The organism is uncultured Hymenobacter sp. (assembly GCF_964242765.1).
Lineage (GTDB): Bacteria > Bacteroidota > Bacteroidia > Cytophagales > Hymenobacteraceae > Hymenobacter.
Genome location: NZ_CAXTBM010000059.1, coordinates 20,409 through 33,936, shown reverse-complemented (window position 1 = coordinate 33,936; position 13,528 = coordinate 20,409). Strand labels below are relative to the sequence as shown.

8 protein-coding genes and 1 pseudogene are annotated in these 13,528 nt (G+C 58.6%); all 9 read right to left on the bottom strand.

Going from position 1 to position 13,528, the window contains the following annotated elements; translation table 11 throughout:
* Window positions 1-1,001 (bottom strand): annotated as a pseudogene (locus ACFE7X_RS20010) (hypothetical protein); the annotation flags it as partial.
* A gap of 66 nt (window positions 1,002-1,067) precedes the next feature.
* Complete coding sequence (locus ACFE7X_RS20005) at window positions 1,068-1,568, bottom strand: transposase (protein WP_375437465.1); 501 nt, start codon at window positions 1,566-1,568, stop codon at window positions 1,068-1,070.
* Between the two features lie 258 nt (window positions 1,569-1,826).
* Window positions 1,827-2,705, bottom strand: a complete 879-nt coding sequence (locus tag ACFE7X_RS20000) for a family 16 glycosylhydrolase (protein ID WP_375437464.1) — start codon at window positions 2,703-2,705, stop codon at window positions 1,827-1,829.
* A 155-nt stretch (window positions 2,706-2,860) separates the two neighbouring features.
* Entirely contained in the window at window positions 2,861-4,114 is a 1,254-nt protein-coding gene (locus ACFE7X_RS19995; protein ID WP_375437463.1) for a PKD domain-containing protein, read from the bottom strand.
* Window positions 4,115-4,197: 83 nt separating this feature from the next.
* On the bottom strand, window positions 4,198-5,691 hold the full coding sequence (locus ACFE7X_RS19990; RefSeq protein WP_375437462.1) for a RagB/SusD family nutrient uptake outer membrane protein: 1,494 nt from the start codon (window positions 5,689-5,691) through the stop codon (window positions 4,198-4,200).
* Window positions 5,692-5,717: 26 nt separating this feature from the next.
* Entirely contained in the window at window positions 5,718-5,933 is a 216-nt protein-coding gene (locus ACFE7X_RS19985; RefSeq protein WP_375437461.1) for a hypothetical protein, read from the bottom strand.
* A gap of 3 nt (window positions 5,934-5,936) precedes the next feature.
* A complete protein-coding gene (locus tag ACFE7X_RS19980) occupies window positions 5,937-8,882 on the bottom strand; it encodes a SusC/RagA family TonB-linked outer membrane protein (protein ID WP_375437460.1) in 2,946 nt (981 codons plus the stop codon).
* 706 nt (window positions 8,883-9,588) lie between these two features.
* Window positions 9,589-11,607 (bottom strand): 7TM diverse intracellular signaling domain-containing protein, encoded by a 2,019-nt coding sequence (locus ACFE7X_RS19975; RefSeq protein ID WP_375437459.1) that lies wholly within the window; start codon window positions 11,605-11,607, stop codon window positions 9,589-9,591.
* 39 nt (window positions 11,608-11,646) lie between these two features.
* Window positions 11,647-13,506 (bottom strand): cellulase family glycosylhydrolase, encoded by a 1,860-nt coding sequence (locus tag ACFE7X_RS19970; RefSeq protein WP_375437458.1) that lies wholly within the window; start codon window positions 13,504-13,506, stop codon window positions 11,647-11,649.
* Between the last annotated feature and the right edge of the window lie 22 nt (window positions 13,507-13,528).

Genomic DNA, 13,528 nt, shown 5'->3' with positions numbered 1-13,528 from the left:
CAGCCCTCGGTGAAAATCAGGTGCTTGTCGGGGTAGGTTTCGTGCACGCGCCGCACGTTGTCGAAGAGCATGGCCGAGCCGGTCCACGTCTCGTACCAGTGAAAGCCCAGGCCCCAGTAGTACTGGCTGGCTTCGGGGTCGTCGAACAAGGTGCTCGCCCGCTGGTACATCAGGTCGCGGTTGTGGTCCCAGCCGATGAGCTTTTTGCCCCCGAAGCCCGCTTTCTTCAAAGTGGGGCCGAGGTAGGCTTTCACAAAGTCGCGTTCGGCTTCGGCCGTAAACAGGCACGACTCCCACTTCTGCTTAGCCATGGGCTCGTTCTGCACGCTCAGGCCCCAGATGGGGATGCCCTGCCGCTCGTAGGCCTGGATGAACTTGACGTAGTAGTTGGCCCAGCTCTGGCGGAACTCGGGCAAGAGCTGGCCGCCTTGCAGCATGCTCTGGTTGTCCTTCATCCAGGCCGGCGGGCTCCACGGGCTCACGTACAGGGTGAGTTGGCCGCCGGCCGCGGCCTGGGCCTGCTTGATGAAGGGAATGCGGTACTGCGCGTCGTGCTCGACGCTGAAGCTTTGCAGCTCTTTGTCGTTGTCGGCCACGTAGGTGTAGCTGGCGCTGGAAAAATCGGAGCTATGGATACTGGTGCGGGCCAGCGTGTAGCCGATGCCAGCCGTAGGGCTGTAGTAGGCTTGCATAAACTCTTGCTGCGCGGCTTTGGGCAGTTTGGCAAAGGTTTCGGCGGCGGCGTCGGTCAGGGCCCCGCCAATGCCGAGCAGGGTTTGGAAGGTATGGGTGGGGTCGACAAAGACGGTGGGCTGCGTTTCCAGCGGCTGGCCCACTTCCTTGAACGACAGCTTGTCGGTGGCGGCTAGTCGCAGAGCCGTGTTGGCGGCCGTGGTGTAGACCTGCACCTGCTTGCCGGCCACGGAATAGGCCTTCGTAGCGGGAGCGGCCTTCTGCGCCTGAGCAGAAGTGACAAGAATACCAGCTAGCAACGCAAGCATTGCAGTTTTCGGGGGCATCATCATACGATAGAAAAAGTGAAAGCAAAGAAGCCAGCCCGGGACACCTCAGCTATGGCTAGCTAGGTGAGAAGATGGCACCGCCTCGTTGCCGGCATCGGAAGAGGAAACGAGCAGGGTCTGGAGTCTTTGCAGGGCCTTGCTCACCGTAACCGGACAAATTGATTTGGCGTGGCCTTTTTCAACCAGATAGGTTGCTAGTTGGCGAAGCGTCCAGTAACGGGCCGAGTCGGCGTTGCGGCGGGAAAGCAACGCAAGCAAGGCTGCTTCCACGGTGGGCGTGAGCTTGGTGGGCGCGCCGCCCTGCGGATGCGTATTCAAGTAGGCGGTAAGCCCCTGACGCTGGTAAGCCCGCCGCAACGCATACACCCGGCCTTCGGTCATGGCCAGGCGCTGGGCGGTTTCGGTGGCCGAATAGCCAGCGTGCCAGTCCAGCAGCATGTGGGCCCTGTTGATTTGCCGCCGCACCAACTGCTCTTGTTGCAGGTAGTGCTGCACCTCTTGATGCTCGGCAGCCGACAACCGAAAAAACTGTTTTTGACGGCCCATATAAAACGTTTGAAAAGTGCAGGAAAAGCAAGCCGAACCCCTAGCAGGGAACGGTGTAGGGGAGAAGTAGCCAGAAATAAGTGTCAGGTAGTTAGGCTTTTGCAAATGCCTGAAAGTAGGTCTCCTTGCCGGTTCCAGACACCCAGAGGCCGGCTAGTGGCCGCAAGCCACTGCGCCGGCTCCGTGGGCTTCCGCCTGAGCCAGTAAATCATTCAACCAGAACCGCAGGGCATCTTAAAACTGCCTTCGAGCGCCCGCTTACTTGTACTGATAGTAGCGCACGTAATCCACCTGCATCTGCTGAGGCAACACCGTAGAAGCATCGGGGTTGCCATCGAAGTCGCCGCCAATGGCCACGTTCAAAATCACGAAGAACGGATTGTTGAACGGAAACGGACTGGCGTCGCTGCCCGAGAAGCTGTAGTACTGCTGGCCGTCCAGAAAAAAGCGGAGCAAATCTTTGCTGCGCACCACCGAATACGTGTGAAAGTCCTCGGAGAGGTCGTTGGGCTGTACTTGCGTAATGCCTTTAAAGCGGTGATCAGCCGTGCTGTTGCCAAAGTGCATGGTGGAAATCAGCTCCTTGGGGCGGCTGCCTTTCAGCTCCATAATGTCGATTTCGCCGCAGCGGGGCCAGTTATTCTGGTCGATATCAGCACCTAGCATCCAAATGGCGGGCCACACACCTTTGCCCTTGGGTACTTTGGCCCGCACATCAAGCCGCCCGTACTGGAAGCTCTGCTTGCCTTTGGTGATGAGGCGCGCCGACGTATACGCATTGCTGCCCGACTGCTGGCGCCGGGCCTGAATCACGAGGTTGCCACTCGACAGGAATACGTTGTCGGGGGAGTTGGTGTAGTTCTGCAACTCGTTGTTGCCCCAGCCACCGCCACCTAGCTCGTACACCCACTTATTTTGGTCGAGGGCACCCGCGTCGAACTCGTCGTTCCAAGCCAAGGTCGTGTACTGGGCATAGTCCCGCGCTTCCTCGTTTACTACCGGCGCGGTCGGTGTTGTCGGCGTGGGGGTCGGCAGGTTCTTCTTTTTCTCTTCCGTGCAGGAGCCTAAGCTCAGGGCCAGCAACAAGCTGACCCCGAGTTGGTAGGTCCGGCCTTTCCTTAGGGGCTGGATTCTCATTTCTAATGATGTTGATTGTTGGGCAGCCGCAAAGTGCAACCACCGTTTGGGTAGTAAGACATACGTATGTAGTGCCAAGACCAGAGCCAGCCCGAACAGGTTGTATGCCACGGCTTGCTGTCCGATTCTAGTACCACCTACTTACATCCTACCACTTACTTCACCACCATCTTGATAGTGAACACCGTGCCCCCGTTCTGGCCACTACCGGCGCGCAAGGTCATCTTCTGGTTGTCGATGGACAGGATGCGGTACACCCGCTCCGTAGGAGAGGCATCGGTGGTGCCAATGAAAGCGGCAGCCCGCGAAAGGGTGAGCTGCGCCAGCCCCGCGCCAGAGGATGGCCCAAATACAAACGGCGAGGTGCCCGACTGCGGCGCCTGGCACGAGAAGCCGTTGGCGGAGAAGGTCTCGGCCTTGGCGTCGTAGGTGAGGCTGTTGGTTGCCGAGAAAGTGTACTCGTCGTCGGACTGGCAGGCGGGTAGTTGCCCCGACAGTACACCCGCGAAGTATTGCAGCGGATTCGCCTCGGTGCCCACCGTGATAGGGGCGTCGATTACGTTATCTAGCTTCCAGGTTCTCGACGAGCCGCCCGTCAGCAACAGCTTGATAGGAGCGGTGGAATCGTAGATGGACAAGGTTACGACGGTGCGGGTGCCGTCGGGGTTGGTGCCACGCACGCGCAGGCGCGTATCGGTGGCTTCCAGAATGTCGTAGGTTTTGTTTACCACCGAGTCGGGCAGGCCGATGAAGGCCCCTTTGCCTTTGAGCACGATCTGCGGGTTGCCGCCATTGGGCCGGAAGCTGAAGCTGCCGGAGTTGTTGCGGGAAGTGCCGCAGGCGCCGTTCCGGAAGGTTTCGCCGGCGCTTTCGTAGTTGAGCGTGAAGCCGTTGCTAAACGAAAATTGGTCGTCGAGCTGGCAGGCGGGCAGGATGGTGGAAGATGACAGAACCGTGCCGTTGGCCGACTCCCGCACAATGGCGCCGGGCGTGTTGGCGAAGGCCCATACCCGGGTGCCGCTGCCGGCGCAGTCCACCAACTTGCTGAAGGTGGTGTTGCCGCAAGCATCGGGAATGGTTACGGCCTGCTTGGTTGAAATACCCGTGCCGCCCCGTCCCGCCGTCACCAACTCCACTTGGTAAGCACCCGTCCGTGGGTAGGTGTGCTGCACGGTGTTGCCGGAGGCAATGGCGTTGTCGCCGAAGTTCCACTGATAAAGGAACCCATCTTGGCTGGTGCTCGTGAAAGTGACAACCGTCGGGAATTCAACCGGGTTGACTTGAAAGGTGAAGCTCGACTGCGGGACCGGGCCTTCCAGCTCGTTGTCGTCGCCTTCTATATCGCAGGAGGAGAGCAGCAGTGGAGCCGACAAAAGGCCCCATGCCACTAAGCGTACTATATTTTTCATGGGAATTCAGAAGGAAGTGAAATAGGAAGCACATCCGCCCACCAACACCAGCTATTGACTTGCCTGCGTTAGTGGGCAAACAGTTAGTAGCCAGGATTCTGCGTTAGGTTCGAGTTCACATCGCGCTCCGACTGCGGAATGGGCAGCAGCACGTTGAAAGGCTTTACGCCCTTGGCGCGCAGCTGCGGCGAGGTGAGTAGTTCGCCGGTGCGCTTCATATCAAACCACCGGTCCATTTCAAACGCCAGCTCGTACTTCCGCTCGCGCCAAACAGCTTCCTTGAAGGCGTTAGCACCAATGCCAGGCGCAATGTCGCGGGCGCTCGGCGTGTTGATGGGTAAACCGAAGGCCCGCCGACGTACTTTGTTGATGGCTTCCAGTCCTTCCGGCGTCGGCCCAACGGCTTCGGCCAGAATCAGATACATCTCGGCCAGGCGCAGCACGGCAATATTTAGCTCGGAGTCCCAAATGTTGGTGTTCACCTTGCCTACAAACCACTTCTTCACGCCGTAGCCATTAGGGGAGCCCGGCAGCGAAGCCGGCTGCCTACGGCCATCCGGATAAAGGTCACCGGGTTTCCAGATGGTTACGTCGCGGCGCAGGTCGCCGGCCTCGTAACCCGCCACGAAGTCGGCCTCCGGAATGTTGAAACCGTAGCCGCCCTGTGGCACAATACCCTGGCCCCGCGGCCCCATGAACTCGTTGCCGCTCCAGCCCGGACCGTCCTGGGTGTATTGGTTGCGGCCCGCTACAAATTGCACCTCAAACAACGACTCTTTGCCGTTCTCGTTGACTACCTTGAAGTTGTCGGCGTAGTTGTCCCACAGCGCTTTGCCGCTGCTGGTGGCTGTTACTTCGCGGGCCCGTTGCGCGGCCCCGGCCAGGTTGCCTTGCGTGAGGTATACTTTGGCCAGCAAACCCGTAGCGGCCCATTTGGTGGCCCTACCAATTTCGTCGCCGCTGTACGAGGTTGGAAGCTTGGTGATGGCATCGGTGAGGTCGGTTACAATCTGAGCGTACACCTGGTCGGCGGGGGTGCGCGAAACGTTCACCTCCGCCAGCGTCAGTGGCGGCGTAGTCAGCAGAGGCACATCCCCAAAAGCCCGCACCAAATCGAAGTAGTACTTGGCGCGCAGAAACTGGGCCTCGCCGATGCAGCGCTGCTGAATAGCGGGGTCGATGGACATGGCGGGCACTCGCTGCAACACCACGTTGGCACGGCCAATTCCTATGTAGCAACTGCCCCACAAGCGGCTGGTGAGCGGGTTGGTGGCCGGAATGTTGAAGTTGTCGAGCTGTTGCTGCTCGATGCCGTCGCCGCCGCCGCCGCCGCCGGTGGTTGAAAGGTCGGAGCCAATGTCGCCGATGCCCCACAGCGCCGAGTTGTACTGGCCCAGCGTGGCAAGCTCGCTGTATACCGCATTGGTGGCCTGAATGGCGTCGGTGGTCGTTTTGTAGAAGTTGGCGTCCGTTACTTGGTCGGTGGGGGCTTCGTCCAGAAACTTCTCCCCGCAGCCTGTCAGCAGACCCAGCGTCAAGAGCCAAGCACTGCAAGTGTATTTATTGATAGTTGACATTTGTCTGTAAGAGTAAAAAGGGAGGATTAGAAGCCGATGTTGAGGCCGGCCAGGAACACACGCGCTTGTGGGTAGACGCCCAAGTCCACGCCCCGCGAACCTACTTCGGGGTCAAAGCCGGTGTATTTGGTTACCGTCAGCAGGTTCTGGCCACTCACGTACACGCGCAGTTGTTTGGCCGAAATCCGGTCCATTAGGCTCTTGGGCAGCGTGTAGCCCAGGGTGAGGGTTTTGATGCGCATGTACTAGCCATCTTCCAAGAAATAAGTCGAAACGCGCAGGTTGGTGTTTGGGTCGCCGGCAATGGCGCGGGGTACCTCGTTGCTGGTGCCGGGGCCGGTCCAGCGGTCGAGCACGCGGGTGCTGCCGCTGCTGTTGCCAAACAAGGTGCCTTCCAGCAGGTAGCGGTTTTGGTTGTAGATCTGGTTGCCCTGCGAGCCCTGAATGAACACGTTCAAATCAAAACCCATCCAGCTCAGCGTGTTGTTCACGCCGTAAGTGAAGTCGGGGTTGGGGTTGCCAATGAACGTGCGGTCGTCGGCGTTGATGATGTTGTCGCCGTTCAAATCCTTGAAGCGTATGTCGCCGGGTGCGGTACCGTTGTTCTGGGTGGCGTGGTTGCGCACGTCTTCCTGGGTCTGAAACAAGCCGTCGGCTACGTAGCCGTAGAACGAGCCGAAGGGCTGGCCTGCATCGTAGCGGACAATTACGCCGCTTAGCGCGCCCAAACCATTGTAAGGCCGCCCTACGCCCAGCGACTCCAACTCCGTTTTGTAGGCCGACAGGTTCAGGGTGGTCGTCCAGTTCAGGCCCTGGCCGCTGCCTTGCAGGTTGCGGGAGGTGAACGAGAAGTCAATACCGCGGTTGTAAGCCGAGGCCGCGTTACGGTTTACGCTCTCGTACGTACCCGACACCAACGACACCGGCACCGGGGCAATCAGGTTCGGCGAAGTGCGGTCATACACGTCGATGGTGGCTTCGAGGCGGTTCTCGAGGAAGCCCATATCCAAGCCAATGTTGGTTTGGTTGTTGGTTTCCCAGCGCAAATCGGAGTTGGCCAAGCGGGTCGGAGCGGCGCCGGTCTGCAAGGTGCCGTTCGGCCCGAAAGCGTACTGAATGGCCGAATTCACGGAAAACAAGTAAGCAAAGCGGCCGGCGTTGTTGGGGTTACCCACCTTGCCGTAGCCCGCGCGCAGCTTCAGGTTGCTGAACACGCGGTTGTCTTTCAGGAATTCTTCCTCCGAGATCCGCCAGCCGGCCGACACGCCCGGGAAGAAGCCGAACTGTTCACCGGGCGGGAAGTTGCCGGAGCCGTCGTAGCGGGCAATGAATTGCAGCAGGTATTTGCTGGCAAACTCGTAGTTGATGCGGCTGAAATAGCTGGCCAGGTGCGAGGTAGGCCGAATAATGCCCGCGTTGGCCAACGACGTATTCAGCGGCCCCGTGTTGATTACCTGCAAGTCGTTGCGCAAGTAGCCCGTGCGGTAAGCCTCCACGTTGCTGTAGTCGAAGGCCTGCGCCGACTGACCAACCAGAAAGGTAAACTGGTGCTTATCAGCAAATAGGTGGTCGTAGGTGATGGTGTTTTCAATCAGGTAACTTGGCGCGTACGAGGAGGTAGCCGACGCCCCAGCCAAGTTGTAGCGGGTGTTATACACCTCGTTTTCTACACGCAGCTCCGGCACCGTAGGCCGAAACGAATTGAAGTTGTCGAAGATGAAGTCGGCACCCACGTTGGTGCGAAACCGCAAGCCTTTAACGGGCTCCAATTCGGCAAACAGCGTGGTTAGGGCTCGGTTGCGCGAAAACTTCTGGTTGTTGAGGGTAGCCGCCGCCAAGGGGTTCTCTTCCACGAAGTTGTCTTGCTGACCCCGGGGCTCATAGTAGTAGCCATCGGGGCGGTACACCGGCATGATGGCCGGAATGCGCAGCGTTTGCTGCACCGTGCCGTATTCGTTGCTGCCTCTACTACCATCATTGTTAAATCCGCCGCCCGAAGTAATCTGCCGATCTTCCACGTGCGTGAGCGAAATGCTGTTGCCCAGCTTTAGAATCTTGTTCACCTGCACGTCGCCGTTGGCCCGCAGCGTGAACCGCTCGAAGTTGGAACCCACAATGGTGCCGTCCTGCTGGAAGTAGCTGCCCGACACGGCGTACCGCGCCTTTTCGCTGCCCCCGGAGGCGGATAGCGAGTAGTTCTGGATGGCCGCCCGGCGGAACACTTCATCCTGCCAATCAGTGCCTTCGCCCAGCGCCTGCGGGTCGCGGAGCCGGTCTACTACGATGGGCTGCCCGGCCGCCAGACGGTTTTCGTTGTTGATAACGGCATATTCTTCGGCGTTCAGCAGATTGAGCTTGCGCCACACCTGCTGCACCCCGCGGTAAGCATCTAAGTTGATGGTCGAAACCCCGGCTTTGCCGCGCTTGGTCGTGATGATAACTACCCCGTTGGCGGCCCGCACCCCGTAGATGGCGGTGGCCGAGGCATCCTTCAGAATATCAATGGTTTCAATGTCATTTGGACTAATGGCATTCAACTGATTTTCGCCGCCTTCCGGCAGCGGAAAGCCATCGATAACATACAACGGGTTGTTGTTGCCCGCCGACGTAATGCCGCGCACCCGAATGGAGGTGCCCGCGGCGCCGCCCGGCGCACCGCCGTTTGAGGTGACGGTTACGCCCGCGGCCCGGCCTTGCAGGGCTTGCGTAGCATCAGCCACTGGCTGCGTAGCAATATCGCGCGCCGACACCGACGACACGGCACCCGTTACGCTGGCGCGCTCCTGCGTGCCGTAGCCAACTACTACCACTTCGTTGAGCGCGCGGGTGTCTTCTACCAAGCTCACGGTCAGGCTGGTAGTGGCGCCCGAGATGGTTACCTCTTTCCGGGCGAAGCCTACGTAGCTGAATATCAGCGTAGACCCTTCCGGCGCATTCAAGCTAAAGGCCCCGTCGACATTGGTTGTGATACCTTGGGTGGTGCCTTTCACGATGATGGTAACGCCCGGCAGCGGGTCGCCATTCGCCTGCGTAACGCGGCCTGACACGGGTACGTCGGCCACCAAAGCCAGATTCGGAGTCGGGGCCGTGCTACGTGCTTCCGCGACGGGTGGAGCTAACGTGAGTAACCCGCAGGCCGCTAGTGGCACTACGCGCCGGAAGCCCAGATACGAGTAATAAGTGCGGTTCATATGTGGTGATGGGAAGAATGTGGGAATTAAATAGCGCCTGACTTACCCTGCTGAAAGGGAAAGCCAGCCGTAAAAGCATTGGGGCAGATGGAACGTAGTGGGCAGGCTCTTCGGCCACTACAAAAAACACAGGCTTATAAGCTCGTGCAGTGTGCACGAGCTAGCCGTAGATCCGGAAGTGATTGGATAGTACTATCTCGCAATGCCAACCCTGCCGACCATTTAGGCAAGCAAGTAGCGGGACAAACCAGTTGTTGCCGCAAGCGAATCTCGGATCCGTGAGCGGGCGTGGCATGTCAGAAGAGGAAAGTACTATTCTGCGGTTCGCCTGTCCGCCCGGCGCAGTTGGGAGCAGTAGGCACAAGGCGCGGTCTGGCTGCGAAACAAGTGAGTGTTCACTCACGCCACAGCGGCGGAAGTAATGGGTGGTGTGGGTCATAAGGGCGATGGGATGCCCAAATATACCCGACCATATCTTTAAAAATCAAGTAAAAACCCCGCCCCAAACGTTTGCAAAGGGCGTTTTCGCTTACGTACCACGCAACTCTGTACGCTTACGTCACCCACTTAGTAAGCTTCTTTTGCGGCCATTGCCCTCAAATGTCACATCCAGTTGACGAGAGGCTAACGGGTAAAAAACAAGTAAAAAAACAGCGTTTTTATTTACTTTTTTCTGGTTCTCAACTCAACGAAACCAAGCTTTCTATTAATGGGTAGTGCCGGTTGCGAGGGTAGCCGTTTCGTCGTTGCTTTCGTCGTTCTCGTTGCCGGAGTCGTCTAGCAGCAAACGGGTCCAGCTTTCGTCTTCGGGGTGTTCAACTGCTTGCCGGCGGATAGCGTCGGCCACTTTCTGGCTGAAGCTCCAACAGGTAGCCCGGCGCAAATCCAGCACCCGCGAAAGCTCCTGAGCCGAGTAATTGCCTTTGTGGGTGTGCAACAAAAACACCGCATAAAACGCCTTTACAATAGAGAACTTACACTTCTGTAGCAGCGTGTAGGCCGTGGCCGATTCTACGTAGCGGCAGCGGGTGCAGCGGCGCGAATGAGGCTCGCGGCCCTCGCAATAGTTGTCGTGGCCGCACTTGCGGCAGTGGTAGCCGTGCGCCCATTTCAAGTCGGCGAGGTAGGTTAGGCACGCGTCTTTGTCGGGGTAGATCTGGCTGAACTCGCCGAAGTCCACTTCCTGGGAAAGTACCCGCGCCGTTTGGGCCTTGTGCAAGTCAAGCTGCAAGTCAGCGTTCAGTTTTTCGATAGCCGCCGATTGCAGGGCCAGTAAGCCATTGGCTTGCAGTAGCTCGCGGTTCTGGGCCGCAATGGTTTCCCCTTGCTGCTGGAGCTCCTGGGTGCGCTGTGTCACTAAACTTTCCAGCTCGGAGTTCAGCTGATCTTTCAGCTCCTCGTTCTGGCGAAGCTGTTCGACCAGCTGTTCCTGCACTTCTTGTTTTTTGCGCAATTGCTTCACCAAGCGGTGTTGCGCCCTCAGCGTGGATTCCTGAATCGTTTTGATTTTGCTGCCCAGCGCGTACGACAGCACCACCACTTCCAGCACGAAGGCGGCATTCATGCTGTACACGGTATAGGTGTTGGTGAACGTGTTGATGCCAAGTTTGCGCAAAAGCAGGAACAGCACACCGACCGCTACCAGCGTGTGCGAAAGCAGAATGAAGCGTGCGGGTTGAAAACCGCGCCGCCACACCCGCAACGCGGCATCGAACAGCATCCCGTACGGGAGGATATACAACCCGATGCCCATATCCGTCTTCCACCAAAGCGCATTAAGTAGCAGAGCCACTACGCTAAGCAGGATTACGGCTCGCAGCCAACGGTCGTACTGCGGCAGCCGCTGCGCAGTGTCCAGAAACTGGCGCGCATAGTAACCGAACGTAAGCAGCAGTAGCGGTGGCGACCCCACTTCCACTACTTTGTTGAGCCACGGATACTCGGGCCACAGATACTGAAACCCGAGCCCATCTTCCGATAAAAACACGAGGCTGCAACTCAGCACGTACCCCACGTAGCGCAGATACGTTTGCTCACCGGTAAACACAAACAAACAGAAATTATACACCACCATAATCAGCAGGATACCATAGAAGCCGCCCAGCAACCCATACTCGGTCTGGAAGTGCTCGGCAATTCCCTGCTCGGTACGCAGCCGCGACAGGAAGCTGGTTTTGGTGCTCGACTGAAGCCGGAGGTAGTACGTCTGCGCCTGGTTGGCACTGAGCGGCAAGCGCATCAGGTAGTTCTTGTAGCTGTAGGGCCTCGACGTGAAAGGCCAGTCGGCGCCGGTGTGCACCTTGCCCTGCTCGCTAGCAGCATCGGGGTAGAAAATGATGTTGTTGAGGTGGGAATCAAACAGTTCCAGGTACCAGTGTTCGGGTTGCGGACCGGTGGCCAGTACCTTCAGGCGCAGCCAATAGGCAGCGCCCGGCTGCTCCATGTTGGTGGCGGTGCGCGAGCCCAGCACGAAGCGAGCGGCGTGCTGGGGCAGCTGCACATCACGCAGCGTTAGGCGCCCGGTAGGGTCCTCCAGCACGCTGTAATTGTAAGGCTCAATGAAAAGCTCGGCGCGGCTGGCCTCGACCCGAAGCGGCTGCTCGGAATCAATAAGAGGCGCACCAGTGCTGAAGGTGGCGGGTAAAAGGGCTATGAGCGAAAGCCACAGCCACTGCCAGGTATAAATCAGGCAGCGAGGATTGGGGGAATTGGTAGTACAGAGCATGGGAATTCCAAGTTAAAGAAAGTCCCGCACTAGCAAAGGCTATTGGCCGCCTTGTGAAGCGGCACCCGGCATAGTAAACCGTAGCCAACTGATGACTGCCCCCGGCTGCTCCACATATAGCTGCAAGGTGTGCTTGCCGGCTGGCAGGGCTAGCGTACCGCCCGACACGGTTTGCCAAGTGGCTTCTGGTGCCGCTATAATCGTTGCAACCGCCTCTTTGCCGTCCAGCTTAACAGAAAGCGTAGCGGGTAGCTTAGTGGTGTTCATCATCCGCGCTTGTAAAGCGAAGGTGCCTGCTTTAGGTACCGTTACGGTGTAGTTGAGCCACTCGCCAGTGGTGGTGTGGCCCACGGCAAATCCGTTGGAAGCAGCATCCGTAACAGTTTGCACATCCACACCATCGTTGCGGTAGGCCCGGCCTTGGTTGTGGGGGGTGTGGTTGGTGAAGTCGGTGCGGGCGGCGTAGTCATCGAAGTAGGCGGTACCGTTGCGACCCAAGTCGTAATCAGCGGCCTGAATGGTGCCGGGTAGCGTATGGGCAGTGAACGGCTGGGCTAGGGTAGGCTGCATGAGGGCCGCTATGACATCCTTATTCACGGTGCAGTTGCTAAATAGGCTGTTGCGCAGCAGGGCCGTGCGGCCGGCAGTGGTAAGCAGGCTGCCGTAGGCGGGCACCCGCAGTAGGCTGGTTGGGCCGGCTACGCGCTTGAGGGTCCAGTGGCACCAGCCGATGTTGCGGGCATTTAATTCCTGCACCGCGGCGGAAAACCACTCGTTGGAGTTTTCGCCGGTTTCACCCACCCACACGGGCACTTTCCACTGGTCGCGGAAGGCGGCTAGGTTACGGATAAGGTTGATTTGCAGTGGATTTGGGTCGCCGGTTTGCGGGTCGTTGGTGCACCAGTAGCGGTGCGCATTGTAGACGAGGTTGCGCTTGTCTTTGCTTTGCAGCTTGTCGGGGGTGAGGTTGGTGTACCCGTAGCCGTTGCCTTCCAGCATCAGCAGGTGCTGGTCGCCCTGGGCGCGTACGACATCAATTAGGCGGCTATACAGCACGTTCAATTCCGAGTTGTTGCCGGTGAGGCCGTTGGCGGTGGTCATGCCGTTGGGCTCGTTGATGAAATCGTACATAGCCACCCGCGCGTCGGTTTTGTAGCGGGCCGATAGTTTCTCCCATAAGCGCACCGTCAGGTCCTGGTAAATCAGGCGGCCTTTGGCGTCGTGGCGCTTCCAGAGGTCCAGCGGTGCCAGACAGTCGCTGATGTTACGGTCGGCGCCCTGGCCGCCAGGCGCCGCGTGCAGGTCCAGGACAACGTAGAGCTTGTTGGCCGCGCACCAAGCCAGCACCTCATCAATGATGCGGAAGCCATCCAGGTTTTTGGGGTCGGTAAATAGTAGATTCTGGTCGTACCAAGTGCTGAGAATTTGTACGTAATCATCCACATACTTGGGGCTTTGCATGGCCTTGGCGCGGGCCCGACGTTGCGCAGTAGTCAAGAACAAGTCGTAGTGAAAAGGCAGGCGCACGCAGTTGAAACCCTGCTTGGCAATGAAATCGATATCCGCCTTGGTGATGTAGTTGGCCCGATACTGCCGGTAGAAGTCTTCCACGGCCGCCTCTGGCATAGTGCGCAGCAGCGCGCGCTGAATGCGCCATTGCGAATTGAGCGTGTCGGTTTCCAGAATGTAGCTTTCCTGGAGCAGCCAGCCACCCACATTTATCCCGCGCAGCACCACCGGGCGGTTGCTGGCATCTACTATGGTTGGCCCATCGGCGCGCAACATGCTCAGCGACTGGGCTGCTGCGTCGGAAACCAACAGGCTCCAACTACCGCACAAGGAAAGTAGCACACGCACAACCAGCCGTACGCCAACAACGGAAACCAACAGCTTACTCATAAGTGGATGGGGGAGAGTGGTA

What these genes read in the sequence shown, in the direction of transcription:
- ACFE7X_RS19995 (WP_375437463.1), bottom strand. Translation starts at nt 4,114, where the DNA reads ATGAAAAATATAGTACGCTTAGTGGCATGGGGCCTTTTGTCGGCTCCA.
- ACFE7X_RS20005 (WP_375437465.1), bottom strand. Translation starts at nt 1,568, where the DNA reads ATGGGCCGTCAAAAACAGTTTTTTCGGTTGTCGGCTGCCGAGCATCAA.
- ACFE7X_RS19970 (WP_375437458.1), bottom strand. Translation starts at nt 13,506, where the DNA reads ATGAGTAAGCTGTTGGTTTCCGTTGTTGGCGTACGGCTGGTTGTGCGT.
- ACFE7X_RS19990 (WP_375437462.1), bottom strand. Translation starts at nt 5,691, where the DNA reads ATGTCAACTATCAATAAATACACTTGCAGTGCTTGGCTCTTGACGCTG.
- ACFE7X_RS19980 (WP_375437460.1), bottom strand. Translation starts at nt 8,882, where the DNA reads ATGAACCGCACTTATTACTCGTATCTGGGCTTCCGGCGCGTAGTGCCA.
- ACFE7X_RS19985 (WP_375437461.1), bottom strand. Translation starts at nt 5,933, where the DNA reads ATGCGCATCAAAACCCTCACCCTGGGCTACACGCTGCCCAAGAGCCTA.
- ACFE7X_RS20000 (WP_375437464.1), bottom strand. Translation starts at nt 2,705, where the DNA reads ATGAGAATCCAGCCCCTAAGGAAAGGCCGGACCTACCAACTCGGGGTC.
- ACFE7X_RS19975 (WP_375437459.1), bottom strand. Translation starts at nt 11,607, where the DNA reads ATGCTCTGTACTACCAATTCCCCCAATCCTCGCTGCCTGATTTATACC.